Consider the following 11,741-nt stretch of genomic DNA (forward strand, 5'->3'; position numbering starts at 1 on the left):
GCGATCCGACCGGCGGCTCCGGCCTGCAACAAGACACAAGGCGTCGGCGCGTCTCGCCACCCACACACGATGGGTAAGAAGGAGCGAACTGATCCGATCGAGGAGGCGGCGGACTCCTCGATGGATCTGTACGACGTGGCGACCTGGGAGGAGCGAACCTCGCTCGACGGTCTCTCGGTCGCCATCTATCGACTCCTCTCGGGCTCGGCCCGGTGGGGGACGATCATCGTCGCGGCGCTGTTGCTGATCGGGATCGGCGGGTTCTCGGCGGTGACGAACCCGGCGATCGGCGCGCTCACGCTGCTGTCGGCGATCCCGGCGCTCGCGCTCGCCGCGTACGTGTACCGCTCGGACATCACCACGAGCGAACCGCTCGGGCTGCTGGTCGCGACCTTCCTGCTCGGGGTGCTCACCGCGAACTTCGCGGCGATCCTCAACTCCGTCGCCCAGCCGTACTTCCGCCCGATCGGCTTCCTCGGGACGGTGGCGTTCTTCTTCCTGATCGTCGGCCCCGTCGAGGAGACGGTGAAGCTGCTCGCGGTCAGGCTGTACGCCTACAGCCACGACAGCTTCGACTCGGTCCTCGACGGCGCGGTGTACGGCGCGATGGCCGGCCTCGGCTTCGCGTTCATCGAGAACGCGCTGTACATCTCACGGGGCATCGAGCAGACCGGACTCGACCTCGGGCTGGGCCTGATCGGGATCGGCGGGGGGATCACGTTCACCCGCGCGCTCGCGGGGCCGGGACACGTCATCTACTCGGCGTTCGCGGGCTACTACCTCGGCCTGGCGAAGTTCAACCCCGAGAACCGCGGGCCCATCGTCGTGAAGGGGCTGATCATCGCGGCGCTCATCCACGCGACGTACAACTCCACCGTCGGCATCGGGTCGGGCGTGTTGAACGTGTTCGGCGGGCTGCCGCCGCTGGCCGCCTCGTTCGTCTACATCGCGCTGTTCGACGGCGTGTTCGGGCTGATCCTCGTGCGGAAGATCAACCGGTACCGGGCGGCGTACAACGACGCTCACGAGGCGGACGCCGCTGCCGAGGAGGAACAGCGCTCGGAGCTGACCGAGTTCGACGCCTGACTGTTCGGAGAAGAGGCGCGTCGACCTGGGTCAGTCGCCGAGCTTCTCGCGGCTCACCGTCACGCCGGTGGGCGTGATGACGAGCTGGTCGTCGCCCTTCTGGACGATGTCGCCGTCGACCTCGCCGACGACCTGCCGGAGCTCGTCGATGATGCGTTCGACCGTCTGATCCGTCGTCGAGTGGCGGGTGATGTCCGCGATGACGAAGTCGCCGTCGTAGACGGCGTCCTTGATGTCGATCACGTCGCGCTGGTCGGAGATCTCCGCGATGTGGACCTGCATCCCGGCACCGCCCCGGGCGTTCTCGAAGTCGTCGAGGTCCAGTTCGACGTAGTCCTCGGCGCTGTGGGTCCCCCCGCCCCCGAGGATCTTACTCATGATGCCCATGTACGCCACCAAACTCCCTCCACCCATAAGTCTGTACGTCGGACGCGACGCACACGTCCGTCACACTGCGTCGGTTCGGTCGCCGCGTCGCCCCAGTCAGGGTATTCCGGTCGCCGTCGCGGTGTCCTGACCTGTCCCGTCTCGCCCCGCCGCCGCGTTCCGGGAACCCCGCCTTTTTGCTCCGACCCGACCCAGCGACGCACGACATGACCTTCAGCATCTGCGTCCGCGAGGAGTACACCGACGAGCAGGGCGACCGGCAGACCCGCTTCGGCGTCGCCGTCACCACCCGCCTGCCCGGCGTCGGCACCCTCTGTCCGTTCGCCTCGGAAAACGGCGCGGTCGCGACGCAGTCGCTCGTGAACGTGGAGCTGGGCCGCAAGGGCATCGAGTACATCGACGACGGGCTCGCCGTCGAGGACGCGCTCCAGTCGCTGCTCAACGCCGACGACGGCGCCCCGCAGCGCCAGCTCCACGGCGTCGACGCCGACGGGACGTTCACGTTCTCGGGCGAGGAGTGCAACGGCTGGTACGGCCACACGAGCGGGGAGAACTACACCGTCGCGGGAAATCTCCTCACGGGCGAGGCGGTGATCGACGCCGTCGCGAGCGCCTACGAGTCGGACGCCTTCGGCGACGCCCCCCTCGCGGAGCGGCTGATCGACGCGCTGGAAGCCGGCCACGCCGAGGGCGGCGACAAGCGCGAGCACCTCCCGGTGCAGTCGGCCGCGCTGAAGGTCGAGACCACCGAGGAGCGCGAGGTCGGCACCTACTACGACGACCTGCGGGTCGACGCCAGCGAGACGCCCGTCGCCGACCTGCGCGAAACGTTCGAGGAGGCCCGACGCGGGCGGGAGATCCTCATGGAGGAGTACGCCGACGAGTTGGAGGAAGATCAGGACGACCTCGACGCCGGCGAGGACGCGACGGACGACCGGGAGTGACGACCGACCGTCGCCCCCGAACTCGACCCCGAGTTCGGCCTCGACGGTTCGGCCGACAGCCGACCGATCAGACCGAGAACTCGTACAGCTCGTCGCCGACGTGGTGCAGCGACTTCACGACCTTCCCGGCGTCCCCGACCATCTCGTCGCCGTCGACGAGCGCGCGGCCGACGCCGAGCACCTTCCCGTGGGTCTCCTCGGCGACCGCGACGAGGTCGCCCTCGGCGATCGAGCCGTCGGCCTCGGTGATGCCCGGGCGCATCACGTCGGCGCCGTCGGAGACGAACGACACCGCGCCGGCGTCGACGGTGACGACGCCGCGCTCGGGCGGGTGGTCGTTGGCCCCTCGGACCGTGAGGAACGGCTCTCGGTCGCGGCCGTCGCCCTCGTAGTACAGCACGTCCGGCTCGCCGTCGACGAGCACGAGATCGAACGGGGAGTCGGTGAGCTCGACCAGCTCGAAGGAGTCGCCCCCCAGATCGACGCCGAGGCGGTCGGCGAGCGCGTCGCGGATCTCGGAGACGGCGTCGCTCCGGAGGTGGTGGCGTGACTTGACTTCCATGTGGTCTCCTCCGCGCGTCGGCGGATAAATCGCCCGCTCGGCGCCGCACCGACCCCCGGGCTCCGGCCCGGGTGGACGGCTTTCGGGCGTGGGCGTGTGCGACGTTCCCACGATAAACGCTAAGTCCACCGACGCCGGATCACGAATCATGTGGGGATCCCGGCGGGACCGGGACCGGTCCGCCGTCGTCTGTATCGCCTGTGGCGAGTCCCTCTCGCGCGAGGACGCCCGCGAGTACGACAAGCAGGGGAATCGGTGGGACCGCCGAGACAAGGAGTTCGAGTACCTCTGTAAGGAGTGTTATCGCGACATCTCACACCAGCCGCGCGAGGACCTGGAGGCGCTGTTGGTCGACGTGGAGGCGGACGCGGGCGGCGACTCACAGGAGGCGTACGTCGAGGCGTACCAGCGCGAGGTCGCCCGTCGCTACGGCGGGACGGAAGCCGACGCCGAGGACACCGAAGGTCGGAGGGACTGAACCGACCTCGCTCCGTTGCTGACGCGGTTCTCGCCGCTCACTGCGTTCGTTCCTCGAACCGCGCGTTTGATGGGCGGCGCGCCAGCAAGCGCGCCGCCGTCCGTCCGTCGGCTCGCTCGTTCGCGTTGCTCACTCGCTCGCCGACGCGCTTTCGATGGGCGGCTCGGCCCCAGACCTCGCCGCCGGTTCTCCGCGGTTCTCGTCACTCACTTCGTTCGTTCCTCGAACCGCGCACGTTCTGTGGGCGGCGCGCACGCAAGCGCGCCGCCGTCCGTCCGTCGGCTCGCTCGTTCGCGTTGCTCACTCGCTCGCCGACGCACTCCCCGAAACCCTCACGTACCACACTACCGTACCCCGCGCCATGAGTGACGCAACGCCCGAGGAGGAGCCGGCCCAGGGGACCGCCGAGGACCAGGGTCCGGTCACCATCACGCAGGGCCTCGCGGACGCGCTCGCCGACAAACGCGAGTCGCTGTTCGCGGAGTTCGAGATCCGCGACGAGTTCCCGCCCGAGGTACGACGCGAAGCGAAAGACCGCACCGAGGGCGTTCAACAGGAGATCCAGGACGAGGTCGACGAGCGACGGGACCTCCGGGAGCTGACGACGTGGACGACCGACCCCGCCGACGCGCAGGACTTCGACGACGCCATCTCCATCGAGGACGACGGCGACGAGTACCACCTGTGGGTGCACATCGCCGACGTGAGCCACTACGTCCACCCGGACTCCGCGATGTGGGAGGAGGCCGTCGAGCGCGGCAACACCGTTTACCTGCCGGGCTACACCATCCACATGCTCCCGCCGATCCTCGCGGAGACGGTGTGCTCGCTGGTGCCCAACGAGGACCGCCTCGCCCACACCGTCGAGATGCGCCTCGACAAGGAGACGCTCTCGTTCGAGGAGCTGGACATCTACAAGTCGGTCATCAACTCCGACGAGCGCCTCACCTACAAGCAGTGCGAGCGCCGCCTGGAGGACCCCGACGCGCCGCTGCACGAGAAGTGCACCCTCGCGTACGACGTGGCCGACCAGCTCCACGAGCAGCGCAAGGCGGACGGCTCGCTCGTGTTGAACCCGAGTCGCGACCGCGCACACACCATCATCGAGGAGTGCATGCTGAAGGCGAACAAGGCGGTCACCCACGAGCTGATGTGGAACCGCGGGGTCGAGGCGATGTACCGCGTCCACCCGCAGCCGACGCCCGAGCAGTGGAACGAGGCGCTCAAGGAGATCCAGGAGCTCGACGGCGTCTCCATCCCCGGCGACGCGTGGGGCGACGACCCCCGCATGGCCGTCAACGCCGCCCTGGAGGAGGCGCCCGACCGGCAGCTCAACAAGATCCAGCGCGCGGTGCTGAAGGTGATGCCCCGCGCGAAGTACATGAACGACCCGTTCGGCGGCCACCACGCGCTCAACTTCGACATCTACGGCCACTTCACCAGCCCCATCCGCCGCCTGTCGGACCTGATCAACCACTGGATCGTCCACGAGAACGACGTGCCCGAGCACCTCGTCGAACTGTGCGACAGCGCCTCGGACAAACAGAAGGACGCCGAGACGGCCGAACGCCTCTACAAGCAGTTCATGCAGGAGGTCGGGCTCGACCCCTACGCCGTGAACAACCGCGGCGTCGAGGTGATGGACGACCCCGAGGACGCACAGTACGACCGTCCGGACACCGTCCCGGAGTAATCGCGCCGGCGATCCCTCGCCGTTCGACGCACTATCCCTTCCCTCCGTTCCCGTCCCGAATCCCGTCGGCTACTCCGTCACGACGACCAGGTCGGTCGTCGCGCCGCGGCGTTCGAAGTGCACGCGACACTCGTTGCGTCGGAGGAACGCCTCGACCTCGTGGACGCTCGTCTCCGTCACGTCGATGCGGGCACGACTGCTCGTCTCGATGTCGACGCGTTCCGGGTGGGCGACCGGCGAACTCGTGCTCATACACACTACAGTGTACGGAGGGGACTTGTACGCGAGCCATGCGGAGTGAAAGTGAAACCGGGGTACGGTGCCGAGGTAGCGATTCGGTCGGTGCGCCCGTCGGGACCGTGACCTCCCGATCGGAGGTCGCGGGAGACCCGTCAGCCTCATGGAGCCGGGACCGTTGGAGGTGCCATGGAGTACGACGCCGTCGTGTTCGACATGGACGGGGTGTTGGTGGAGCGGTCGCCGTCGTGGGTGTTCGACGACGCTGCCGAGCGGACGCTGGCCGAGGCGGGCATCGACGACCCGACCGCCCGGGAGTTCCGGGTCGTCCGGACGCTGGAGGGCGGGCTCGAGACGGCCCGCGAGCTCTTCGAGTCGTCCCACGGGGTCGCCTTCGACGACCTGTGGCGCCGCCGCAACGAACTCGTCACGGAGAACCAGGTGACCGCGATGACGGAGGGCGAGAAGGCGCTGTACGACGACGCCCACGCCCTCCTCGATCTCCCTGCCGCCCGCGGTATCGTGAGCAACAACCAGCACGGCGCCGTCGAGCGCGTTCTCGAACAGTTCGGTCTCGACGACCGCTTCGACACCTACTACGGCCTCGGTCCGGGCGTCGAGGACGTCGGCGCCGAGAAGCCGGGAACGCGGTACATGGACCGGGCGCTCGCGGACCTGGCGCCCGACCGGGCGGTGTACGTCGGGGACCGCTCCTCCGACGTTGCCGCCGCGCACAACGTCGGTATCGACGCCGCGTTCGTCCGCCGGGAGTTCAACACCGACGACGACCTCGACCCGGAGCCGACGTTCGACGTCGACTCGCTGCACGAGCTGCGCGAGACGCTCGTCTCCGGGACGTAGGCGTCGGGAGAATCGGGAGTGGACTCGCTGGGAACGTTCCACTACGCCTGTCTTGCGGATTCACAACGCACGACTGCTCACAGCGCATTCGTGTAAGTCACTTCGAGGGCGTGAACGGCCGGCGGGAGGCTGAACACCCTGATCTGGAACGCGAGCACGCCAGCGGCGAACCAGGCGATCGAGCCGCCGACCGCCGTGAGCATTTCTGCGTCGACGGACGACGGATTAGTCAGCATAGCGATAGATGCGAGGACGCGGACGACCTCGACGCCGTGATAGACGATCCACTCGACGACGGGGACTGACCGAAGGCTTTTGCCCGATTTCGGACAACTACCGAGCATGAGCACGAAGCGCGACATCCGTCTCATCGAGACGGACGACGGCGAATTCGCCGCCGTCGACGAGGAATCCGGCGTCACCGGAACCGGGATGACCCGGGAAGAGGCGCTATCAAACCTCGACGCCGAGACCTCGACTCCCGACGACGACGCGGCGCTCGGAGATCGCCTCCGCGGCATGGCCGGAGACCTCGACGTGGACCCCGTCGAATCCGTCCGCGAGATCCGCGAGCGAACGTAGCGATGCGGTATTTTCTGGACACGAACGTATTCGTCGCGGCTGTCCTCGACGCCTCGGACCTCGAATGCGACGATGAGTGACGGGCCGCGCGAGTACGACCGCGAGTTCACCACGCCGCTCCAGTGCCGCGTTCGGCGGCGGATCGGCTACACCTCCGACAACGGGACGATAACCCGCTTCGTCGTGCAGATCGAGTACGACCGCGGCGACGAGTGGGAACCCGTCGTCCGCTTTGACCATGACCCCGAATCGGATTTCGGGCACGACGTGCTAGAAGAGGGGGTCCACATGGACGTGTACCGTGACGGCGAGAAGATAGACGGCGGCGAGGTGTTCCCGCCGATGCCGCCGAGCGAGGCGTTGTCGTTCGCCGAAGAACACTTATCCGAACACGGCGAACGGTATGTCAAGAGGTACGAGGAATGGCACGGAATACGGAACCAATGACCGACGAGGAACTCGCGGAGTTCAAGGAGTCGATGGACGAGCAGGGCGAGGAACTGCGGGAGGCGCTCGCCGAGGATCTCGGCGGCGACCCCGAGGACTACCGTGCCGGCGGGAAGCGGATCGCGGACGGCGGCGACGAGGAGTAGAAGCGCTCGGTTTTGTGCTTCGACCTTACATCTGACAGCGATAGATACAGAGAAAGCATTTACCGGAACAGGGCGGACTGTATTTGATGAAATACAGATCGGAGTTTGCGTATCTTTCTGCGACGATCGGTGCGGCGGTTTTGGGAGTCGTTGGGTTGTTGCTTCCGTGGGTTCGAAAGCTTCCTGCCGGTTACACTGACGGGCAGGCGTATTATACGTCAGAAGGCGTCTGGGGATTAGAATTCGGAATGGACGGCCTTGACCCTGCCCTACTCTTTCTTCTTCTCGGCGTCGTCGGTGTCGTCATCGTCGCAGGAATAACTTCGCTCTCGTGGCAACGCGATCTCGCACTCATCGGCACCGGAGCGGTGCTACTTGTTGTATTCACTAACCGCTTCCTCACCTACCAGTCAGTTGTCCGGTATGAAGTTGAGTCGGGACTGTTCGTTCTACTTGTGAGTGGTCTCCTCTTTGTACTCGTTGGTGCAGGCTCATTGCTCAACGAGTACCTGATGATGAATAGAGACACAGACAATAACCCTCAAGCAGAATAGCCCATTCAAATTCATGCAACGAGTAGATCGCACCGTCGCCTGATTGATCGGTGCAGGCACTGTAATTAACAGTTGATTCTGTGTTCGTTAAGGTCTGCTTCGCTAAGGCGAGGAGAGAGCGCCAGTAATTCTCGCACACTGTCTTCCGTCTCGGGGGCAGCTGACTGAGTCATCGTTGGTGGCGCTTCTGGTGTGAATGTTCGCTGTTCTGTGCCTGTACTCGCCGCAATCGCGTACCCATCTATGGCGATCGCTATCTGCCAACCCGCACAAGCCAAACTCCGCGCGTTTCCTTCTGAGAATCCTTCTTCCGAATCCATCACCACGAACTCGTAGGAATACCCGTCTGGTCCTTGGTACTGGCCGATAGCACCGTCAGTCGCTCCCAATGGTGACCAAGCGGGTTCGTGTTCTTGAGTGCCCTGATACTCCCACACATCGGTTGAATCTGGCAGGTAGGATTCAGGGCCGGATTCGGCCACTGCTCCCGGTGTCGAACCTGTTTCTCTGCCTGAGCAGCCCGAAACAGCTGTAAGAACAACACTTACTCCAAGACAGAACTGTCGACGATTCATAAATTACGCAGATGCCGTCTTAGGTAAATGCTTTCTCCGTATCGGTCAATCGAGAGCAGTGTGAACTACGCAGTCCCTTCCTAACCGCCGTTTCTCTTTTCTTCCGCCGAAATTTTTCGCGCGCCCCGAGGGGGCGCTTCGCCTGCGGCTCGCGTTGCGGGGGCGGTGGTCTGTTGATGGGGTGGCCTTAGCCACACCCCTAACGGCGAACCGAACCCCTCCCGTTCGGTTCGGCGTCGACGCTCGCGCTCGAAGCGATCGCTCGTCGACTCGAAGATTCCAAACGAAACGAGGGTTCGGGGAGAAACGGGCTCAAATCGCCGGTATTCGGGGGTTCGGGAGAGAGTCGCCACTACCCGGCCGGCGCCGCGTATCGGCCGCCGGCCGGGGCGATCGTCGGCTAGACGTGCTCGCGGAGTTCGAGGAGACGGGTCGCGTCCATCACCTGGGGACTCCGGCGGTCAGATCTGCGGAACATCACCGCGGCGTTCTTGAAGTCAGCGGGGTTTCGGCCGGCGTCGGTCCACAGGCTCAGTCCGCGGCGTAGTTCGTCCTTCACGTTCTGATACCCTCTCAGTCCGGACGGATCGAACTCGCCGAGCCGGAGCTTCTTGATCGCCTGTCCGCGAGACTCGGTTTCGCAGCCGTGCTTCGCGAGCCACGTCCGGAGCGCGCTCGTCGTCTCATCGAGCCCGCGCGTCGCCGAGACGAGCGCCTCGCCGGTCGCTTCCGAGAGGCGGGTACTCGCGTCGCGGAGTTCGGAAACCGCGCTGTGGAGCATCTCAGCGATGTGGTTAGACGCAAGTGCGACCTCGCCGTACTTCCGATCGATCAGGTCGTCCATGCGCCGGAGCGCGCGGCGGACCGACCCGACATGACGGCCGTGTTCCTCGGCGATATCGGCGGCGCTGGCGGTCCCACCGTCCGCAAGGAGGTACTCGATAACCTCCCCTTCCACGGGTGAGACGCCGCCGGTCTTGGCGAGTTCACGAACGACGACGTGCTCTTGCTCAGATTCGAGCTCGGTGAGATTCAGTTTCGGCGGCTCAGTGTGGTCGCCGATCTCGGCCGGGAAGTACGGATCGGGTTGGTAGGGAGGAGAGCCGTCACCGCCCGGCGGGTCGAGCGGCACACCGGCTTCCCGGAGCACCGAGTGAAGCGCTTGATCTAGCTCGCGTTCGAGGCGAGCGAGATCGTCGTCGGTGACACCGAGCGATCCATCCCATCGGTTCACCTGATAGGAGGCGCCGACCTTCGGGTGTCGCAGCGGGTTGTCCTCGTCGAGCGGCTCGGCGTGACGGGCGCGGTAGTGCTTGATCTCTTTCGGGAGTTCGTGGTTGGGCCACGCTTCAGCGACGCGCCCCGGACCGAGCGTGACGGTGTGATAGTACCCCGGAACGTCGTTGCCTTCGCCGTCCGTGTCGTTCTGCACGACCTTGCGGTAGCCGCTCCGGTCGTTTTCGAGCAGATGACCGAGCTTCGCGATCGGACCGTCGCGGGCGTGAACGGGACCGCTCGCGTCCTCCAGGAGGCGAACGTACCGCTCGGCGTCGCGGACCGTGCTCGTCTCGTCGGGCTCGGTGAAGTAGTCGGGATTCAGATCGAGCGCTCGGGCGGCGTCGCGCAGGAGCGGGAGGTAGCGCGTCGGGCGGATGTTCGATCCGTTCACACGGATGTTCACTCCCTCGCGCATCCCGCTGGGAAGGGGTAGCTCGGTGGTCTCGCCGTTCGATTTCTCGACGCGCATCCCCTTCCAGCGGGGCCGGAGGTGCGCGTTGAAGGACTGCTGGCCGGGCTCGTCCTCGTCGCCGCGGCGCTTGACCGTGACCCGGAACTCGCGAACGGTGTCTAGCTCCCACTCGGTGCCGGTCGGGAGTCGAGCGCCGGGATGCTGAATCCCAGAACTCTGGTAGTAGAGCTTCGCGAGCCACGTTTCGCCGTCGCGGGTGAACTCGATTTCACGTGAGCCGCCGGAGGCGCGGACGACGGCGTGCGCGGCGAAGTAGGGATCGAGCCCGCGGGAGAAGTTGAGTTGCATGGCGAACTCGTGCCATGCCGGCGTGACGCCTTTCATCTTTCAACCTCCGCGGGGTCGAGAAGCCGCGACCACGCGAGCTTCGCGTGCGTCAGCCTGTCGGTGACCTCGATCCACGAGGGGACGAACTCGTCGACGATCGACGCGGGGATGAGCAACCGCCCCAAGTGAGGGTGGCCGTGCCGGGGGTCGTAGACGACGAATAGGTAGAACCCGGCGGCATCGAGGAGCGCACGGTGCTGTTGTTCGCGAAGGTAGAAACGGCCGCGTTCCCCACCGTTGTGGCGTACCTGCGCCGACTTGATTTCGATAGGCGTTCCGGTAGCGACGATCGGAACTGAGGCGAACGGGAGCGCATCGGACGGTGAAAGCGCCGTGGTGGTCTCGGCGTCGTACCACGTGGCTGCGGAATCCGGGATGTATTCGAGCGCGGGGAAGCGGTCGATAACCTCGGCTTCGACGGCTTCGCCGGATTCTTTCGGCGAGGGAACGCCGGAGGTTGCCCGACTCATTTCAACCCCTCCCGTTTGAGCCAACAGCGCGGACACAGAACCTCTCCGTACGGTGGTCGCTCGGCAGTGGTCGGAGTCGAGCGGCCGCAGTCGACGCACTCGGGACCGTCTCGATCGGCGAACGAGTCGGCGTCTTCGGTCGGGGCGTCCCCGTCGGCGTTGTCCTTGGGAACTGGGGTGCCAGCTCCGAAGTCGGCGAGGGAGCCGTCACCGCTCATCGCTCGACCTCCGCGATCGCCGCGCGGACCTCGGCGTCGGTCGCCTCAGTCGCGGGGTGGGCGATCCGTTCGCGGGTCGCGGCGTCGTATAGGCGGGACGCGCGGACGAACGGTTTCACGCCGACCACCCCCCGAATCCTTCGCTGTAATCGCGCGACTCCGGCGACCCGGAAGACTCCCCGTTGTGAACTCTCCCGCGCAGGGGGGTATTATTACGCGACTCTATGACGGAAACGGCGGAGAGAGACCGGTCACTACCGGAATAACGAGACCTTCTTGAGAACCGCGAAGGGTAGTGGACTCGCTGGGATTTGAACCCAGGGCCTCTTCCTTGCGAAGGAAGCGATCTACCACTGATCTACGAGCCCGCACTCGCTGAAAGCCCGGGCCGACACTTGAGGGTTCCGTTTCGACCCGCCCTCGC

At 65.8% G+C, this 11,741-nt stretch carries 16 protein-coding genes and 1 tRNA gene; 9 read left to right on the plus strand and 8 right to left on the minus strand.

Features of this window, described 5'->3' with window-relative positions; all coding sequences use genetic code 11:
* The first annotated feature begins 69 nt into the window (after window positions 1–69).
* Complete coding sequence (locus K6T36_RS12310) at window positions 70–1,086, plus strand: PrsW family intramembrane metalloprotease (RefSeq protein ID WP_222921541.1); 1,017 nt, start codon at window positions 70–72, stop codon at window positions 1,084–1,086.
* Between the two features lie 30 nt (window positions 1,087–1,116).
* Here K6T36_RS12310 and K6T36_RS12315 read toward each other — a convergent pair whose 3' ends face one another.
* Entirely contained in the window at window positions 1,117–1,473 is a 357-nt protein-coding gene (locus K6T36_RS12315; RefSeq protein WP_222606853.1) for a cell division protein SepF, read from the minus strand.
* A gap of 206 nt (window positions 1,474–1,679) precedes the next feature.
* On the opposite strand from K6T36_RS12315, the gene K6T36_RS12320 reads away from it, so the two are divergent.
* Window positions 1,680–2,417 (plus strand): DUF1028 domain-containing protein, encoded by a 738-nt coding sequence (locus K6T36_RS12320; protein WP_222921542.1) that lies wholly within the window; start codon window positions 1,680–1,682, stop codon window positions 2,415–2,417.
* 67 nt (window positions 2,418–2,484) lie between these two features.
* Here K6T36_RS12320 and K6T36_RS12325 read toward each other — a convergent pair whose 3' ends face one another.
* Window positions 2,485–2,979 (minus strand): RNA-binding protein, encoded by a 495-nt coding sequence (locus tag K6T36_RS12325; protein ID WP_222921543.1) that lies wholly within the window; start codon window positions 2,977–2,979, stop codon window positions 2,485–2,487.
* 148 nt (window positions 2,980–3,127) lie between these two features.
* Between K6T36_RS12325 and K6T36_RS12330 the strand changes: the two genes are divergently transcribed.
* Together K6T36_RS12330 and K6T36_RS12335 are read left to right on the plus strand one after the other, a co-directional pair.
* Complete coding sequence (locus K6T36_RS12330; RefSeq protein ID WP_222921544.1) at window positions 3,128–3,457, plus strand: DUF7562 family protein; 330 nt, start codon at window positions 3,128–3,130, stop codon at window positions 3,455–3,457.
* A 361-nt stretch (window positions 3,458–3,818) separates the two neighbouring features.
* Window positions 3,819–5,150, plus strand: coding sequence for an RNB domain-containing ribonuclease (locus K6T36_RS12335; RefSeq protein ID WP_222921545.1), 1,332 nt, complete (start codon window positions 3,819–3,821; stop codon window positions 5,148–5,150).
* A gap of 69 nt (window positions 5,151–5,219) precedes the next feature.
* Here K6T36_RS12335 and K6T36_RS12340 read toward each other — a convergent pair whose 3' ends face one another.
* Window positions 5,220–5,402, minus strand: coding sequence for a hypothetical protein (locus tag K6T36_RS12340; RefSeq protein WP_222606859.1), 183 nt, complete (start codon window positions 5,400–5,402; stop codon window positions 5,220–5,222).
* Window positions 5,403–5,576: 174 nt separating this feature from the next.
* Here K6T36_RS12340 and K6T36_RS12345 point away from each other — a divergent pair, with 174 nt between their 5' ends.
* A complete protein-coding gene (locus K6T36_RS12345; RefSeq protein WP_222921546.1) occupies window positions 5,577–6,248 on the plus strand; it encodes an HAD family hydrolase in 672 nt (223 codons plus the stop codon).
* Between the two features lie 77 nt (window positions 6,249–6,325).
* Here the strand turns inward: K6T36_RS12345 and K6T36_RS12350 are convergent, their stop codons facing one another.
* Entirely contained in the window at window positions 6,326–6,598 is a 273-nt protein-coding gene (locus K6T36_RS12350) for a hypothetical protein (protein ID WP_222921547.1), read from the minus strand.
* Here K6T36_RS12350 and K6T36_RS12355 point away from each other — a divergent pair.
* From K6T36_RS12355 to K6T36_RS12370, 4 genes are all read left to right on the plus strand, one after another.
* A complete protein-coding gene (locus tag K6T36_RS12355; protein ID WP_222923486.1) occupies window positions 6,591–6,830 on the plus strand; it encodes a type II toxin-antitoxin system HicB family antitoxin in 240 nt (79 codons plus the stop codon). The genes K6T36_RS12350 and K6T36_RS12355 overlap by 8 nt on opposite strands.
* A 72-nt stretch (window positions 6,831–6,902) precedes the next feature.
* Window positions 6,903–7,277: a DUF7718 family protein gene (locus K6T36_RS12360; protein WP_222921548.1), complete on the plus strand. Its 375-nt coding sequence runs from the start codon at window positions 6,903–6,905 to the stop codon at window positions 7,275–7,277.
* Window positions 7,274–7,423 (plus strand): hypothetical protein, encoded by a 150-nt coding sequence (locus K6T36_RS12365; RefSeq protein WP_222921549.1) that lies wholly within the window; start codon window positions 7,274–7,276, stop codon window positions 7,421–7,423. Before K6T36_RS12360 ends, K6T36_RS12365 begins: the two co-directional genes overlap by 4 nt.
* Before the next feature lie 86 nt (window positions 7,424–7,509).
* Window positions 7,510–7,977, plus strand: coding sequence for a hypothetical protein (locus K6T36_RS12370; RefSeq protein WP_222921550.1), 468 nt, complete (start codon window positions 7,510–7,512; stop codon window positions 7,975–7,977).
* A 975-nt stretch (window positions 7,978–8,952) separates the two neighbouring features.
* On the opposite strand, the gene K6T36_RS12375 is transcribed toward K6T36_RS12370, so the two are convergent.
* The 4 genes from K6T36_RS12375 to K6T36_RS12385 form a co-directional block, all read right to left on the minus strand.
* Window positions 8,953–10,626, minus strand: coding sequence for a DUF7845 domain-containing protein (locus K6T36_RS12375; RefSeq protein WP_222921551.1), 1,674 nt, complete (start codon window positions 10,624–10,626; stop codon window positions 8,953–8,955).
* On the minus strand, window positions 10,623–11,135 hold the full coding sequence (locus K6T36_RS12380) for a PD-(D/E)XK family putative nuclease (protein ID WP_222921552.1): 513 nt from the start codon (window positions 11,133–11,135) through the stop codon (window positions 10,623–10,625). The genes K6T36_RS12375 and K6T36_RS12380 overlap by 4 nt, the downstream gene beginning before the upstream one ends.
* Window positions 11,136–11,313: 178 nt before the next feature.
* The gene (locus K6T36_RS19080; RefSeq protein ID WP_264083989.1) at window positions 11,314–11,436 is read right to left on the minus strand and encodes a hypothetical protein; all 123 of its coding nucleotides are present in this window, start codon (window positions 11,434–11,436) and stop codon (window positions 11,314–11,316) included.
* Window positions 11,437–11,613: 177 nt separating this feature from the next.
* Window positions 11,614–11,685: transfer RNA gene (locus K6T36_RS12385), tRNA-Ala, on the minus strand.
* Window positions 11,686–11,741 lie beyond the last annotated feature (56 nt).

The organism is Halobaculum roseum, from assembly GCF_019880245.1.
Classification (GTDB): domain Archaea; phylum Halobacteriota; class Halobacteria; order Halobacteriales; family Haloferacaceae; genus Halobaculum; species Halobaculum roseum.

Bases quoted from the DNA above. Each gene is read 5' to 3' on its own strand.
- K6T36_RS12315 (WP_222606853.1), bottom strand. From the start codon at position 1,473: ATGGGCATCATGAGTAAGATCCTCGGGGGCGGGGGGACCCACAGCGCC.
- K6T36_RS12360 (WP_222921548.1), top strand. From the start codon at position 6,903: ATGAGTGACGGGCCGCGCGAGTACGACCGCGAGTTCACCACGCCGCTC.
- K6T36_RS12325 (WP_222921543.1), bottom strand. From the start codon at position 2,979: ATGGAAGTCAAGTCACGCCACCACCTCCGGAGCGACGCCGTCTCCGAG.
- K6T36_RS12375 (WP_222921551.1), bottom strand. From the start codon at position 10,626: ATGAAAGGCGTCACGCCGGCATGGCACGAGTTCGCCATGCAACTCAAC.
- K6T36_RS12345 (WP_222921546.1), top strand. From the start codon at position 5,577: ATGGAGTACGACGCCGTCGTGTTCGACATGGACGGGGTGTTGGTGGAG.
- K6T36_RS12340 (WP_222606859.1), bottom strand. From the start codon at position 5,402: ATGAGCACGAGTTCGCCGGTCGCCCACCCGGAACGCGTCGACATCGAG.
- K6T36_RS12320 (WP_222921542.1), top strand. From the start codon at position 1,680: ATGACCTTCAGCATCTGCGTCCGCGAGGAGTACACCGACGAGCAGGGC.
- K6T36_RS12310 (WP_222921541.1), top strand. From the start codon at position 70: ATGGGTAAGAAGGAGCGAACTGATCCGATCGAGGAGGCGGCGGACTCC.
- K6T36_RS12370 (WP_222921550.1), top strand. From the start codon at position 7,510: ATGAAATACAGATCGGAGTTTGCGTATCTTTCTGCGACGATCGGTGCG.
- K6T36_RS12335 (WP_222921545.1), top strand. From the start codon at position 3,819: ATGAGTGACGCAACGCCCGAGGAGGAGCCGGCCCAGGGGACCGCCGAG.
- K6T36_RS12365 (WP_222921549.1), top strand. From the start codon at position 7,274: ATGACCGACGAGGAACTCGCGGAGTTCAAGGAGTCGATGGACGAGCAG.
- K6T36_RS12355 (WP_222923486.1), top strand. From the start codon at position 6,591: ATGAGCACGAAGCGCGACATCCGTCTCATCGAGACGGACGACGGCGAA.
- K6T36_RS12330 (WP_222921544.1), top strand. From the start codon at position 3,128: ATGTGGGGATCCCGGCGGGACCGGGACCGGTCCGCCGTCGTCTGTATC.